Source organism: Streptomyces sp. NPDC056948 (assembly GCF_042674225.1).
Lineage (GTDB): Bacteria > Actinomycetota > Actinomycetes > Streptomycetales > Streptomycetaceae > Streptomyces > Streptomyces purpurascens.
Genome location: NZ_JBHUQX010000237.1, coordinates 1 through 14,653, shown reverse-complemented (window position 1 = coordinate 14,653; position 14,653 = coordinate 1). Strand labels below are relative to the sequence as shown.

14 protein-coding genes and 1 pseudogene are annotated in these 14,653 nt (G+C 69.9%); 8 read left to right on the top strand and 7 right to left on the bottom strand.

The genetic code is table 11. The features are described 5' to 3' along the window. A partial coding sequence (locus ACFTZL_RS27310) for an MFS transporter (protein ID WP_382587880.1) occupies positions 1-1,033 on the bottom strand: 1,033 nt, incomplete at its 3' end. Between the two features lie 77 nt (positions 1,034-1,110). Next, positions 1,111-1,569 carry a MarR family winged helix-turn-helix transcriptional regulator gene (locus ACFTZL_RS27305; RefSeq protein ID WP_382587878.1) on the bottom strand — a complete coding sequence of 153 codons (459 nt, stop codon included), beginning with the start codon at positions 1,567-1,569 and terminating at the stop codon, positions 1,111-1,113. 173 nt (positions 1,570-1,742) lie between these two features. Between ACFTZL_RS27305 and ACFTZL_RS27300 the strand changes: the two genes are divergently transcribed. Both ACFTZL_RS27300 and ACFTZL_RS27295 read left to right on the top strand, forming a co-directional pair. Continuing rightward, a complete protein-coding gene (locus ACFTZL_RS27300; protein WP_382587876.1) occupies positions 1,743-2,510 on the top strand; it encodes a dienelactone hydrolase family protein in 768 nt (255 codons plus the stop codon). Positions 2,511-3,182: 672 nt separating this feature from the next. Further along, positions 3,183-4,103, top strand: a complete 921-nt coding sequence (locus ACFTZL_RS27295) for a hypothetical protein (protein WP_382587875.1) — start codon at positions 3,183-3,185, stop codon at positions 4,101-4,103. A gap of 59 nt (positions 4,104-4,162) precedes the next feature. On the opposite strand, the gene ACFTZL_RS27290 is transcribed toward ACFTZL_RS27295, so the two are convergent. Beyond that, the gene (locus tag ACFTZL_RS27290; RefSeq protein WP_382587873.1) at positions 4,163-4,792 is read right to left on the bottom strand and encodes a hypothetical protein; all 630 of its coding nucleotides are present in this window, start codon (positions 4,790-4,792) and stop codon (positions 4,163-4,165) included. Between the two features lie 444 nt (positions 4,793-5,236). On the opposite strand from ACFTZL_RS27290, the gene ACFTZL_RS27285 reads away from it, so the two are divergent. Then, complete coding sequence (locus ACFTZL_RS27285; protein ID WP_382587871.1) at positions 5,237-5,413, top strand: hypothetical protein; 177 nt, start codon at positions 5,237-5,239, stop codon at positions 5,411-5,413. A gap of 154 nt (positions 5,414-5,567) precedes the next feature. Here ACFTZL_RS27285 and ACFTZL_RS27280 read toward each other — a convergent pair whose 3' ends face one another. The 3 genes and pseudogenes from ACFTZL_RS27280 to ACFTZL_RS27270 form a co-directional block, all read right to left on the bottom strand. Then, the gene (locus ACFTZL_RS27280) at positions 5,568-6,335 is read right to left on the bottom strand and encodes a GNAT family N-acetyltransferase (protein ID WP_382587869.1); all 768 of its coding nucleotides are present in this window, start codon (positions 6,333-6,335) and stop codon (positions 5,568-5,570) included. 248 nt (positions 6,336-6,583) lie between these two features. Beyond that, positions 6,584-6,850 (bottom strand): annotated as a pseudogene (locus ACFTZL_RS27275) (hypothetical protein); the annotation flags it as partial. Positions 6,851-6,946: 96 nt separating this feature from the next. Then, positions 6,947-7,213, bottom strand: a complete 267-nt coding sequence (locus ACFTZL_RS27270; RefSeq protein ID WP_382587868.1) for a transposase family protein — start codon at positions 7,211-7,213, stop codon at positions 6,947-6,949. A 998-nt stretch (positions 7,214-8,211) separates the two neighbouring features. Here ACFTZL_RS27270 and ACFTZL_RS27265 point away from each other — a divergent pair. From ACFTZL_RS27265 to ACFTZL_RS27250, 4 genes are all read left to right on the top strand, one after another. Then, the gene (locus tag ACFTZL_RS27265) at positions 8,212-8,688 is read left to right on the top strand and encodes an Lrp/AsnC family transcriptional regulator (RefSeq protein ID WP_382587866.1); all 477 of its coding nucleotides are present in this window, start codon (positions 8,212-8,214) and stop codon (positions 8,686-8,688) included. Positions 8,689-8,732: 44 nt separating this feature from the next. Continuing rightward, a complete protein-coding gene (locus tag ACFTZL_RS27260; RefSeq protein WP_382587864.1) occupies positions 8,733-9,428 on the top strand; it encodes an HAD family hydrolase in 696 nt (231 codons plus the stop codon). Positions 9,429-9,580: 152 nt separating this feature from the next. Beyond that, positions 9,581-12,394, top strand: coding sequence for a beta-L-arabinofuranosidase domain-containing protein (locus ACFTZL_RS27255; RefSeq protein ID WP_382587862.1), 2,814 nt, complete (start codon positions 9,581-9,583; stop codon positions 12,392-12,394). Between the two features lie 151 nt (positions 12,395-12,545). Further along, a complete protein-coding gene (locus tag ACFTZL_RS27250) occupies positions 12,546-13,310 on the top strand; it encodes a DUF4142 domain-containing protein (RefSeq protein WP_382587860.1) in 765 nt (254 codons plus the stop codon). Between the two features lie 45 nt (positions 13,311-13,355). On the opposite strand, the gene ACFTZL_RS27245 is transcribed toward ACFTZL_RS27250, so the two are convergent. Further along, positions 13,356-14,129 (bottom strand): LysR family transcriptional regulator substrate-binding protein, encoded by a 774-nt coding sequence (locus ACFTZL_RS27245; protein ID WP_382587858.1) that lies wholly within the window; start codon positions 14,127-14,129, stop codon positions 13,356-13,358. 58 nt (positions 14,130-14,187) lie between these two features. Here ACFTZL_RS27245 and ACFTZL_RS27240 point away from each other — a divergent pair, with 58 nt between their 5' ends. Next, a complete protein-coding gene (locus ACFTZL_RS27240) occupies positions 14,188-14,580 on the top strand; it encodes a DUF5997 family protein (RefSeq protein ID WP_382587856.1) in 393 nt (130 codons plus the stop codon). Positions 14,581-14,653 lie beyond the last annotated feature (73 nt).

Below are 14,653 nucleotides of genomic sequence, written 5' to 3'. Positions count from 1 at the left end.
GTTCGGCCAGGTTGGACCGGGCGGTGGCGAACAGGACGAACCCGCCGCCGACGATGGCGGCGCTGCCGGCCAGGAGCAGGGGGCCGTCGATCCGTTCGCGGACCCGCGGCGTGAGCTTGCCGGCGACGAACCCCAGCACGGAGAACGGGATGAGGACCAGCCCCGCCACGAAGGTGGTCAGTCCGAAGCCGTAGCCGGCGCTGTGCGGCGTCTGCGCGTAGCGGGTGATGAGCGTGAGCAGGAGGTACATGCCGCTCCCGCCGACGAACATCGCGATGTTCGCCCCGGCGACCGCCGGGTGCCGTACCGCCCGGACGTCGACCAGGGGCGTCTTGGTTCGCAGTTCGGAAACGGTCCAGACGCAGAGCAGGAGTACGGCGGCGACGGCAAGGGTCACCGCCAGGGCGAGGTGTCGGCTCCACAGGCTCCTCTCGCCGGCCAGGAACAGGACGAGGAGCAGTCCACCCGCCAGGACGAGCGCACCGGCCACGTTCACGTGAGCGGAGCGGCCTTCGGGTGCTGCGGGCATGGAGCGCCACGCGGTCACGAAGGCGATGGCGGTGACGAGCAGGCCGAGGCCGTAGGCGGCCCGCAGTCCGCCGAACTCGGCGAGCAGCGCGGCCAGCGGGTAGCCGACGCCGGCTCCGATGATGGAGACCACTGAGATCAGGGCGATCGTGGCCGCGCTGCGCTCCTCGGGAAGATGGTCGCGGGCCACGCCCATCATCAGCGCCGTGAGACCGAGTCCAACGCCTTGGGCCGCTCTGCCCACGAGCAGCCAGGCGAACGGCAGCGGCAGCACGGTGAGCGCGCTGCCGACGACGACGATCGCCAGCGTGGCGAGAATCGTGGCCCGCCGGTGCGGACCGGCTCCGAGCCGGCCGAGGACGGGTGTGGCGACGGCGCCGCTGAGCAGGGCGATGGTCAGCGTCCACTGCGCGCTGTCGAGGGAGACGTGGAACGTGGTCGCCACGCTGGTGATGAGCGGCGTCCCGAGGCTGGCGACCGCCGCCACGACCAGGGCGATGAACATCAGGGCGGGGACCAGCAGACGTGCCTCGGAACGTATCAGGGCAGTGCTCAGGGGCTGGTCATGAGCCTGGGCCGCGGTCACCGGTCCGACTCCTCTCGGGCGTGGCTTTCGAGCTCCGCCAGACGCAGCAGCGCCGGAAGGGCTGCTGCCAAGGCCTCGACCTCGTCACCGGTGAGTTCGTCGATCAGCCGCGCGTACGCGTCGACGCCCGCCTGGCGTCGCGTCCGGACGTACGACGCGCCGGCCTCGGTCAGGCACACCAGCGTGACCCGCTTGTCGGACGGATCGCCCTTCCGCTCGACCAGCCCGGATTCCTCCATCACCCGGACCAGGACGGTCATCGCGGGCTGGGTGACGCCCTCGGCCACCGCCAGATCGGTGATCCGTCGCGGGCCGGTCTTGTCCAGGGTGGCCAAGGTGGCGGCGGACGTCAGGCTCATGTCGCGGGGAAGGCGTCTCACGGCCCTGGTGGCCAGACCGTAGAGGGCTGACCCGATGGCATCGGAAGCGCCGTGCGCGGCGTCTCGGCGACTCATGCCTGAAGCATAGCAGCTTTATATGAATCCTTTATGCATCTCCGATCAGGGTTCACGGCCGCCATCGAGCGCAACATGGAGCCCTCGCCGTATTTCAGAGGGATACCCGCGCTGTTCTGCCAGCGGCAGAACACCGGCCGGACCGGGCTCGACGATCACTACAGTCCAGTCTCATGACGGCGATTACGACGCGTACGGTCGAGTATCCGGCCGACGGTTTGACGATGATCGGGCACCTCGCGCTCCCGGCCGGTGTCGACCGCCGGCCCGCGGTGCTGCTCGGACCAGAGGGCATGGGGCTCAGCGACGTCGAGCGCCGCCGGGCCGATGCTCTCGCCGAACTGGGATATGTAGCGCTGGCCTTCGACCTGCACGGCGGGCGCTATTTGGGCGACCCCGAGGAGATGCTGGCCCGTTGCCTGCCGCTGCTCGCTGATCCCGACCGGATGCGGGGCATCGGCCATGCGGCGCTCGACGTGTTGCGCACCGAACCGCGGACCGACCCCGACCGGATCGCCGCCGTCGGCTACGGCACCGGGGGCGCCGTCGGGCTGGAACTCGGGCGCGGCGGCGTCAGCCTGCGTGCGATCGGGACAGTCAACGCACTGACCACGGGCCGACCGGGCGAGGCGGCGCGCATTCGCTGCCCGGTGTGGGCCGGGGTCGGGTCGGAAGACCCGATCATGCCGCCCGCGCAACGGGACGCGTTCACCGCTGAGATGCAGGCTGCGGGCGTCGACTGGCGCCTCGCGGTCTACGGCGGCGCCTTGCACGCCTTCCACCACCCGCCGGTCGGCCACCCCGTGGTCCCCGGCGTCGGCTACCACCCACGGCACGCGCAGCGAGCCTGGCGCGACGTCGTCGACCTGCTCGCCGAGTGCCTGCCCGTGACGGAGGATCCGGGGCATGACCCCGGTAAGCGTGCTGGCGCCGGGCACTGACGGTCCCCTCCCCTCAAGTCCGCACAGCAGAACCGTATTCGGGCGGATGCTCGATCGCGGAAACACGTTCGCAACTGCCGCGGTAGATGCCGGATTTACTGCGGCAGTGTCAGGAGGGCGGGGCGGCGTGACGATCGAATCGGTGACCGATCTCGGGAGTGAGGGCGCGCTTCGGTTGCCGCGCGCTCGGGTCGTACCTCTGTCTGCCCCGCCCGCGTCGTACACCGCGGCGGTCGAGCGCTACCTCACCGGCGCGGGCATCGCGAAGTCCTCGGCGCGGATCTACCGGATCTCGCTGACGACGTGGGGATGGATGCTCGCCGGCGAACCGGCGCCGACCGGACCCGCCCGCCGGGGCGCGAAGCCCCCCGTCGTCTACATCGCCGCGAGTCCGGTTAATCCCCCGGTTTCGGTAACTGGACATTGCGCGCCATGTTCCGAGCCCCCTCGCACTCGGCAGACGACACTCCACCGGGGCCGCTGAGGGAAATACGCGTGGCTTAGCGGGAGTTCAGCGGTTCGGACCGCCCGGCGGCGTAGGGCGTGCCGGCAGGCCGGGGACGGCGGCGGCCCGGGGCGCCGGCAAGGCCGTCGGCAGCGGGGGCTTCTCGCCTCTTCTACGGCGACCTCAGCTGGAAGGGCGGCGGCAACGGTACGCCGGTCGACTCCCACATGGCCACCGGTACCGCCTCGCACAAGTGGGACGGCTCCACCAACGGCGTGGGCCCCTCCGACGCCGGCTTGTCCAGGAAGTTGCCGGTCTGGTTCATCTTCAACCCGGAGAGCGAATACGTGCCGGTCGAGGGCAAGGACGACGAAACCGACGGCGGCAGTGCCCGCTCACCCGGCATCGACGTGCGCTGCGACAAGGTCGATTCCTACGGTGTGCCGGGATGTGTGCTGACGCAGTACGTTCCCGAGTACCAGATGGATGCCGCCCGCTACCCGGCTGCTGCGGCTCACCTGTGGATGGTTCAGAACAAGTCCGGTATCAAGGGCCTGGGGGCCATCGACAAGCCGCTGACCTACCGCCCCGACGCGGACAACGGCCGCGTGAACTCCACATGGACGAAGAAGAAGATCCGCAGCCGGGTCTGCGGCTACTACGGCGGCACCCGAACCGACGGGTACGTTCCGACCAAGGGATTCGTGCCTCATCCGAAGACGTATCTGCACCCGGATTTCCGCCCGCAGGTCCCCCTGCCGAATCCGGACAAGGTGAACTGTGATGAGGTGCCGTTCGCCTCGGCCTACGAGTCCGTCGGCCTGCCCGCTTCCGCCGGCGGGAAGAACCCGGCCGGCAAGGCCGGAGGCGGCGAGTGCATACAGACCGTATCGGCGAAGGTCGACGACGGCAGTGAACACCTCCTGGACGACACCCGCTACGACGCGCCGACGTTCCGCGAGAAGTGCGGCCGTTCCTCGATGTCGGGGTACGTCAATCAGGGCGCGATGAACAAGTACGGCAACGAGTTCCTGGCGCAGATGCGGGTCATCGATGGCGACGCGTTCGCCGTCGATCCGGGCAATCTGTGGTTCAAGGGCTGCAACACCGGTGCGGCGAACCTCATCTGCGAGATGAAGAAGCCGTAGCCACTGCACATCTGCCCGGGGGCCCGTCAGCCAGGCGGGCCCCCGAGCGGGGGCACGGGTCAGTGGACGGGGTGCCAGTGCTCCAGCGCATCATCCAGCAGAGGCGCCTCGGGGTCATCCCAGATCAGGCAGCCCCACACCAGACCGGGCACATCTGGGCCCATGGCATCGGCCGGCCCTTCGGTGAGCGTGCGGTGAACGGCTTCGAGGTAGGCGGCGATCGACGGATAGCCAGGCTTGTCGCAGGCCAGATCGTCCGGCAGCGACCAGGAGCCGACGCCGCCCGCACCCACGTAGTGCCCGGATTCGGGGCCGGCCTCGTCGCCAGTCAGCCACGGCACCACCGGGGAGCCCCACACGTCGCCGCGGCCGATCTCGGGCAGCCGCGGCCTGAGCGCGTCCGCGGGGCCGAGCAGGATCCCGCCGGGCAAGAACGCCCCCGAGCCAACCTCGCCCTCTTCCTCATTGGCTTCGATGTACTGGTGCTCCACACCGCCACACAGCCGCCAGAGATCGCCCAGCTCGGCCGGAAGACCGAAGTTGAGGTGATCCCTCAGCTGGGCGTCGGCAGCCTCAATGGTCTGTTCCGGGGCGGGCGGCAGTAAGGAGGCGTATGAGACTGGGGCATTCGCCTTCAGCCAGTCCGTGAGGCGGCGCCAGGCCGTCTCCACATTCCATTGATCGCTCATCCCGCCAACCTACTGAGTCCTTCTGATCTGGCGGTGGGCTTGAGCCCAGGATGAGTCAAGTGCCGGCCACCTATAGGCCCCCGGAACTGATCGGCGACGTCGTCGTTGACGGCTTCGTACCCGCCGAGGCGGAAATCAGGTTCGTAGCTGGACATCGGTGCCTTCGGTCATGACGCCGGCGGCGCCGTACGCCTGACACAGACGCACGGTTCGGCGGCGTGTACGGGAAACGGCGGGGAATCCGGCGGCAGGGGCACGGGCGTGGTACCGGGCGGGCCCGCGCGGCGGAGTTCGGTCAGCGCGGCTCTGCCGGCGCAGTGAGGGTCACGGGCTGACCGGCCCGCACCGGGTGCGCGGTATCACGCTCCACCAGGCCCATCGCCTCCAGGCACTGCAAATGGGCGTAGGAGATGAGGTGGGCGTGGGAGTCGCCACGGCGAGGCGGTGGGCGACGAGGTGCTCGTGCAGCTTGGCGCCCTGGGCGATGGCGAGCAGGGCCGCGACATCCTTTGTCGCAATCTGTGGTGGCGCCTGCCGAGGAGCGGCGACCTCGATCGGCTCCCCACCGCGACCGCCGCGGTCTGCTTCGCATCGCGTACGTCGGCGGCCGTCGCCGGCTGATCGAGGGTGCGGTCGATCCGGGCGAACAGCGCCTGGTTCACAGGCAGTTCACTGGAGGCGAGGCGAGCAAGGCGGACCCGGCAGAAGGTGACGTCCCGAACTGGTGGGGCAGTGCGAGCTCGGGGGCGGCAGGCGGCCACCCCCGAGCGTGCCGTCAAGGTTGCTGCGCCGGGGGCAAGGAGAGGTAGAGGCGAGTGCCTTGCGGTCGGTAGCCAGCGCGCTCGTAGACGCGGCGGGATCCTTCCCCGGAGTACTCCAGCCAGACTGATCCGGCTCCCTGAGCGAACATCGCTTCGGTCAGCGCGGCGGTTACTGCGGCGGCGATGCCGCAGCCACGGTAGGCGGGGCGGGTGCCGACGCCGGACAGTTCTGCGGTGCCCTCGGCCGACGGGGAGCAGGACGCCCCGCCGACGATGCCGCCCTGTGGAGCGCGGACGAAGCGCACTGCTCCACCGCTCTGCTGGGTGCGGCGCAGTCGGGCCGCACCCTGTGCGGAGGGCGTGAAGATGCCACCGAATGCCTCGGCAAGCGCGGCATCGAGCTCGGCGAAATCTTCGTCGGTGGTCGGGCTGTCCACGCGCGGAGCGTCGGAGGACTGGGGGAGCATCAGCGTGTGGGGTGTGCAGACGAGGTATTCGTGCACCGCCTCGGTGCCAAAGCCTGCCGCCCGCAGGGCCGGTGTCACGGCGGGGGCGGCCTGCGGTGTGAACTCGAGCCGGGGCAGCAGACCCCGCTCCCGAAAGATCCCGATCAGCGCCGCGACGTCCTGCCCATTCGGCTCGGCGCCGGGTAGCGGGGTCGCGTAGTTCAGGTAGGGGTTGTCGGTATCGGGGGTGAAGCCGGCGACGAAGCCGCCGGTCTCGACGACCTCGGGACGGCGACGGAGGTTGGTGACGGCAAAGCTCTGGACCTGGATGTCCATGGTGGGTGTTGACCTCGCGAAGTCTCTGGAGGAGCCCCTGGCGAACTCGGGAAGCTCGGGGCGGGAAGAGTGACGATGCGTCAGGCACCGTGTCGTGGGGCCGCCGTAGGGAACAGCGCGGCAGGCTGAGGCTGCTGCAGAGCACGCGCTCAGCGCCGACGGCGGCCGCTGGGGGACGCCGAGAACATTGGCTTCGTTCCTCACCGTGAGAGTGCCCGCAAGGTCACAGAGCGCGGCACACTCTTCCACTACCGACCGGAGCGGGCCAGCGGATTTTCCCCAGTCGGCCAGGGAGCGGACGGTGTCCGGACCAGACGTCTGTAGCAGATGAGGGTGGCGGCAACGCCCGCGAAGGCGAGGAAGTGTTCGGCCTTGCGCTCGTAACGGCGGTGCAGACGGCGGCAGCCGAATGGCCAGGCCACCGTCCGCTCCACGGTCCAACGGTGGCGGCCCAGGCGCTGGGAGCTTTCGATGCCTTCGCGTGCGATACGTGGAGCGATGTTCCGGGAGCGCAGGTGTGTTCATCTTGAACGTGCAGGTCACGGGGGTGGCATGGGTGGGTGAGGTCATGCTCGTGCTGGTCGGCGGCTGTCTGCGGTGAAGATCGTCGTTCAGCAGGCGATCGCGTGCCAGTTGAGGACCATCAGCGCGCGGACGAGCCGGGTGGCCGACTTCACGTCGAGGCGGAGCCGGGTCAGTACGCGCCAGTTCTTCAGGGGGGCGAAGTCGTGTTCACAGACGGCTCGTTCTGCGGCGATCAGCTGGTTGACCTGCTCCTTCGCGGGCGGGAGCCTCTTGCCCTTGGGCTTCTTGCAGGTGATGACCGCCGGGTCGCTGCTGTCGTCGCTACCGCCGTCGAGGCCGACGAAGCCAGTCACCGAGAATTTGGTGGATTGGCCGGTCGGCCCGCAGCGGCGTCGGAGCAGCCTGCCATCCACTGCCGGGATGGTTCCCTTCCGCTTCGTGTGACGTACTCCTCGCACACAGTCGATTCGTCTTGGCCCGCTCTGTAGCCCTCCTCGTACTGCTGCTGGTATCTGCCTTTGCACCCGGACACAAGCAGCAACGGAACCACCAGAAGGGCAACCATGTATCCCTTCACATGCTTGGTGGAGCCCAGCCGGCCGCACCGCGCGACCGCACCGGGCTCATGCTTGACGTGAAGAAACGGAAGGGCTCCCTCGTCCATGCGGCTCACCCTTCCAGAACACCCCGTCACCGGGGCGAGTTCGCCTGGTGGTGAGGTGATTGTTACCAGGGGCGAGGATCGTCCACGTCGCATCACCTCTGCTGCAAGTGGGCGAAAACCAGCAGTCCCCAAGAGGCTGACCGCTCACGGCGGAACCGAGCCTGCCCTGACCCGTGGAGTCTGGACAGCTTCTGGCCTCGCGTCAGAGGCCGGGTCCGGGCGGCCGTGTAGCCGGTGATCACCGCTGGGTCGGCGTCGGGGTCGCCGTCGTCGAGGCCGACGAATCCCAGGTCAGCGATAGCTCCGAGCATCGGGTCACGGTGGTGCGGTGCACTCCGTTGCCGGCGGCCAGGTCGCCGGGCCGCCGGTCACAGCGCAGCACTGCCAGCACGATGGGCGACCTGCCCGACCGCGATGCCGAGCACGGCACGCGTGGCGAACCGCAACCGCGTCCGCCCTGGATCCGGAGCAATGAACACCCTCTTCAGCACCGCTTACCGCCTCCTTCGCGCGCAGGCATGGGAAAGCATGAAAAAGGCGCCGCGGGGTCCGCGGCGCCATCGACGCGTCCCTATGAGCATCCCGGACGCCACTGGCTCAACCGGCTCCTTCTAGACTGAGCCATCGGTACAGCCACAGCGGTCGGAGGACGGCCGCGGCAGAGCCCACGGACGAGGAGGGCGCGGCATGCCCGTGGACGAGCTCGACACCCGCATCCTGCGGCTGCTGCTGGAGCAGCCGCGCACGAGTGTGCGCGAGTACGCCCGTATCCTCGGCGTCGCCCGGGGCACGCTCCAGGCCCGGCTCGACCGTCTGGAGCGCGACGGCGTGATCACCGGCACGGCGCCGGACCTCTCCCCCGCCGCGCTCGGCCATCCGGTGCTCGCGTTCGTGCACATCGAGGTCACCCAGGGGCATCTCGACGAGGTGGGCGACACGCTGGCGGCGGTGCCGGAGATCGTCGAGGCGTTCTCCATCACGGGCGGCGGGGATCTGCTGACCCGGGTCGTGGCGCGGGACAACGCGCATCTGGAGGACGTCGTGCAGAAGCTGATCAGCCTGCCCGGGGTCGTCCGCACCCGCACCGAGATCGCCCTGCGGGAGCGCGTCTCGCACCGGCTGCTGCCGCTGGTGGAGTCGATCGGTCGCGCGGCCCGGTCCTGACCCCCTCAGGCTCCCCGGATCATGGTCTTTGACATGCTGACACCATGAGCAATCTCGGCGGCATATCGGTCATCTTCGATCTCGACGGAACGCTCGTGGACAGCGAGCCGAACTATTACGAGGCGGGCCGGCAGACCCTCGCCGAGCACGGCGTCCCCGACTTCGGCTGGGCGGACCACGAGCGGTACGTCGGCATCAGCACGCAGGAGACCGTCGCGGACTGGAAGGAGCGGTACGGTCTGCGGGCTTCCGTGGAGGAGCTGTTCACCGTCAAGAACCGCCGCTATCTCGAGCTCGCCCGCAGTTCCACGCGCGCCTACCCCGAGATGCGCAGGTTCGTCGAGCTGCTGGCGGCCCAGGACGTGCCCATGGCGGTGGCCTCGGGGTCCTCGCCCGAGGCCATCGAGGCGGTCCTGAGCGGCACGGGCCTGGACGCCTGTCTGCGGACCGTCGTCTCGGCGGACGAGGTCGCGCACGGCAAGCCCGCTCCCGACGTCTTCCTGGAGGCGGCCCGCCGGCTCGGGGCGGACCCGGCCGGCTGCGTGGTGCTGGAGGACGCAGCCCCCGGCGCCGCCGCCGCACACGCGGCGGGGATGCGGTGCATCGCGATCCCGTACGTCCCGTCGCAGGCGGACGCCCCGGAGTTCGCCACCGCCGGCCTGCTCCTGCGGGGCGGCCAGGAGGAGTTCACGGCACAGACGGCGTTCGACTGGCTGGTCCGCTCGGCAGGCCCTTCCTGAACTCACCTCCCCCGAAACTCGCCTCTCCCGACCCGTTGACGCTCCCCCGTCCCCTCCCTAGGGTCTGGTCGATCACTCGCACAGTGTTCGACATGTCGAATACGTCGAATGCGCCCAGTCCGTGGACCCGTTGGACCCGTGGAGGAGCACACATGGCACGGCCCCTCTCCAGACGAACCCTTCTCCAGGCAGCGACCCTCGCCGCCGCCGTACCCGCGCTCTCCGAGGCGGCGACCGGCCGGGCCGTCGCGGCCCCCGCTGCCGCCGCCGACATCCCGGCCCCCTGGACCGTGCGGCCGTTCGGTCTCGAGGACGTGAGCCTCGGCAGGGGCGTCTTCGCCGACAAGCGGCGGTTGATGCTGGACCACGCCCGCGGCTACGACGTGAACCGGCTGCTCCAGGTGTTCCGCGCCAACGCCGGTCTCGCCACGGGCGGCGCGGTCGCCCCCGGCGGCTGGGAGGGCCTGGACGGCGAGGCCAACGGCAATCTGCGCGGGCACTACACCGGCCACTTCCTGACCATGCTGGCGCAGGCGTACCGGAGCACGAAGGAGCAGGTGTTCGCCGACCGGATCGGCACCATGGTCGGGGCGCTGACCGAGGTGCGGGCGGCGTTGCGTCGAGAGCCGGCGGTGCTGAGCGTCGCCGGGAAGTTCGGGACCGCCGCGGACCAGGTACGGGGCTCCTACCAGTACGTGGATCTGCCGGCCGGCGCGCTCGGCGGGGCCTCGGCCGTCACCCTCTCCGTCTGGGTGCGGCCCACGCACGACGCCAACTGGACCCGCGTCTTCGACTTCGGCAACGACACCTCGCGTTACCTGTATCTGGCCGCCCGCAACCAGACCGGAGTGCCGCGCTTCGCCGTCACCACGTCAGGAGCGGGCGGCGAGCAGGGCCTCGACGGCACGGCTCCGCTGCCGCTGAACCAGTGGAGCCATCTGGCGGTGACGATCGCGGGCGGCACCGGCACCCTCTACGTCAACGGCACCGCCGTCGCCCGGAACACCGCGATGAGCCTCACCCCTGCGGCTCTCGGCACCCTGAGGAACAACTGGCTCGGCCGCTCGAACTACTCCGCCGACCCCGTCTTCGCGGGCGCCTTCGAGGAGTTCAACGTCTTCTCGCGGGCGCTGACCGCCGCCGAGATCACCGAGTTGCAGAGCCGCCGGGCCGCCGACGCCTCGACGGGCCGGGGCGACCTGGCGTCGTACGCCTTCGACGAGACGGCCGGCGGGACCTTCGCGGACGCCTCCGGCCGCGGCCTGAACGCGACCCTGCGCCGCACCTGGGGCGGGCCCAGCCACTCCGGGTTCCTCGCGGCGTACCCGGAGACGCAGTTCATCGACCTGGAGTCGAGGACCTCTCCCGACTACACGAAGGTGTGGGCGCCGTACTACACCGCGCACAAGATCCTCAGGGGTCTGCTCGACGCGTACACCGCCACGGACGACGACCGGGCCCTGGACCTCGCGTCCGGCATGTGCGACTGGATGTACTCCCGGCTGTCCAAGCTGCCGGAGGCCACGCTCCAGCGCATGTGGGGGATCTTCTCCAGCGGCGAGTTCGGCGGCATCGTCGAGGCGATCTGCGATCTGCACGGCATCACCGGCAAGGCCGAACACCTGGCGCTGGCCAAGCTGTTCGACCTGGACCGGCTGATCGACGCGTGCGCCGCGAACACCGACATCCTCGACGGGCTGCACGCCAACCAGCACATCCCGATCTTCACCGGGTATGTGCGGCTGTACGACGAGACGGGCGAGGAGCGCTATCTCACCTCGGCGAAGAACTTCTGGGACATGGTCGTCCCGCACCGGATGTACGGCATCGGCGGCACCAGCACCGCGGAGTTCTGGAAGGCCCGGGACGTGATCGCGGGCACCCTGAGCGCGACCACCGCCGAGACCTGCTGCGCGTACAACATGCTCAAGCTGAGCCGGACCCTGTTCTTCCATGCGCAGGAACCGAAGTACATGGACTACTACGAGCGGGCCCTGTACAACCAGGTGCTCGGCTCGAAGCAGGACAAGCCGGACGCGGAGAAGCCACTCGTCACCTACTTCATCGGGCTGACGCCCGGTCATGTCCGGGACTACACACCCAAGCAGGGCACGACCTGCTGCGAGGGCACCGGCATGGAGAGCGCCACGAAGTACCAGGACTCGGTGTACTTCGCGAAGTCCGACGGCAGCGCGCTGTACGTCAACCTGTACAGCCCGTCCACGCTGACCTGGGCCGAGAAGGGCGTAACGGTCACGCAGACCACCGGCTATCCCGAGGAGCAGGGCAGCACCCTCACCTTCGGCGGTGCTCGCGCCTCCTTCACGCTGCGACTGCGCGTGCCGTCCTGGGCGACCGCCGGGTTCCGAGTGACCGTCAACGGAAGTGCGGTGCCGGGCACTCCGACGCCGGGGAGCTACTTCGCCGTGTCCCGGACCTGGCGGGCCGGCGACACCGTCCGGGTCACCCTGCCGTTCCGGACGCGGGTGGAGAAGGCCCTCGACGACCCGTCCCTGCAGACCCTGTTCCACGGCCCGGTCAACCTGGTCGCCCGCTCCTCCGCGACGGAGTTCCTGAAGGCCGGGCTGTACCGCGGCGCGGGTCTGTCCGGCGACCTGACCGCCTCCCTCACGCCGGTGCCGGGCAAGCCGCTCCACTTCACGCTGGACGGGACCGAGTGGGCACCGTTCTCCGAGGGGACGGAGGATCCGACGCACGCCTACTTCCGGCGCGCGGAGCCGAAGGTCGTCTTCGGCGGCCGGGACTCGGGCGTCACCAACCCGGCGAAGGCCGACGGCACCACGCTGCTGGACGAGATCTGGGCCGGGGCGCCGTTCCGGAACAAGGGGGCTCTGGTGGCGCGGGTGCGGTCCACGGTGGACGCGTGGGTGACGGCCGGGCTGCTGGGCAGGGCCGACGGGGACAGGGTGGTGAACACGGCGGGAGCGGCCTCGTACGAACCCTGAGCGGACCGGGCGGCGTCCGTGTGGGCCCGGTGCTGTGCGGTTCCGGCACCGGGCCCCGTCACATCCGGAACTTTTTTGCGGCAGGGGTGATTGTTTCGCGTCCGCCATCCGTACTTCTCGGTGTTGGGCCGTTCATACCCCAGGAGGCACGATGCGCATCTCGCGCAGCACGGCAGGAACCGCGTTCGTGGGCGGTGCGATGATCCTGACGCTCACCGCGCTCGCATACCCGAGCATGCTGGGCGTGCAGAACACGGCTTCCGGCCAGGACCGCATCATCGCCAACACCCAGTACGGGCCGCTGACCGAGGCGGATCGCGATTTCGTGGTAAAGGTGCGCGCGGCCGGGCTGTGGGAGCAGCCGCTGGGGCAAATGATCATGGAGCGGAGCAAGTCGCCGGCGATGATCGAGGTCGCGGAGCATCTGCTCGTGGGGCACGGCCGGCTCGACGCGGGCTGCCGCAAGGTCTCCACGGACCTGGGCATCACCCTGCCGAACGAGCCGTCGCCGCAGCAGCAGCAGTTCGTGGCGACGGCGGAAGGCAGCTCCGGCAAGGAGTTCGAGTCCACGGCCGTGACCCTCATGCGCGTCGCGCACGGGGGCATCTTCCCGACGATCGCCAAGATCCGGGCGACCACCCGGAACAGCATGGTGCGGGAACTCGCCGACACGACCAACGACACCGTGCTCGACCACATCACGGTCCTGGAGAAGACCGGCCTGATCAACCACGAGCAGGTCAGCTTCCAGATCACCGCCCCGGCCAAGCTGCCCCAGGACCAGACGACGCCCCCGCCGCCGCAGCAGGGTGCGCCGGTCCGGGTGCTGGAGGTCCCGGAGAACCTGAAGGATCTGAAGACGGTCGCTCCCAACCCGTCCTACGGGGCACCGCAGCCGACTCCGACGGCCGGCTGAGCCGGGAACGGTTCGGGAGTCGCGCTCCCGCCGCGGGCCCTGAGACTAGGAACGGCGGCGGGGCTTGCCGCGCCTGTCACCCTTGGGGGCGCCACGCCCGCCCTTGCCGGTGCGCTTCGCACCCGCGGACCCCCCGGCCCCCGACTTCCCTGGCACCGGCTTCCGCCGGGCGCCGGCCCGGTCGGCAGCCACGGACTCGTCCGGCTGCTTGCGGCCCCGGGTGCTGTTGACCGTGCGGCCGCGGACGATGCCGATGAAGTCCTCGACCTGGTCCGTCGTCGCGTCCTGGGGCCAGGCCAGTGCCACGCTCGACTCGGGGGCGTCCTTGAGGGGGCGGTGGGTGAGGTCCTTGCGGTGGTGGAGGCGAGCGAGCGACAGGGGCACAACGAGGACGCCGATCCCGGCAGCGACCAGTTCGATCGCGTCGGCCGTGGTGGCGGGGCGTTCGACGGCGGGCCGTCCGGGGAGGCTCTCCCAGTCGAGGACGTCGTCCAGGGGGTGCAGCACGATGTCGTCGGCCAGATCCTCCGGGGACACCTCGTCGACCGCCGTGACCAGGTGGTCCTTGGGCACCACGACGACCGTCTGCTCGGTGTAGAGGGGGATCGCGCTGAAGACCGTCCGGTCCACGGGCAGCCGGACGAGGCCCGCGTCGGCGTCCCCGCCCAGCAGCCGCTCGGCCACCGCCCCGGCGGCCACCTGCGTCAGGTCCAGCGGGACGTCGGGCTGCCGCTCGTTCCAGACGCGCACCCACTTGCCGGGCATCACCCCGGGGACGTATACGAGCCGGAACGAGAGAGAAACATCCGAGCCTGTCACCGGGCCAGGTTACCGGCCGTGGTCAGGGGTCGTGCACATGGTCGATACCCTGGACGCCATGACGTCGCACCAGAGCACCCAGACGATGAAGCCCGCCACCGCGGCGAAGAAGCTGGGTGTGTACCTCGAGGCCACACCCGCCGAATTCCAGGAGGGTGTCGTTTCGCGCGCCGAGCTGAACGAGCTCCAGGCGAACCCGCCGCAGTGGCTCCAGGACCTGCGGCACAACGGCCCGCACCCCCGCCCGGTGGTCGCGGCGAAGCTCGGGGTCTCCATCGCGGGGCTCGCCCGCGCCGGTGTCACCGAGCCCCTCACCACCGAGCAGATCGAGACACTGAAGCAGGAAGGCCCCGAGTGGCTGGAGCGGGAGCGCGCCACCCAGGCGGAGGTCCGCAAGGAAACGGCCCGCATCAAGAAGAAGAACGCCGAGCAGGCAGAACGCCAAGCCTGACGCCCCTTGCCCCGAAGGCCCCGACCGGATCATCCGGTCGGGGCCTTCGTCGTTCTCCGGCCGTACATCCCGC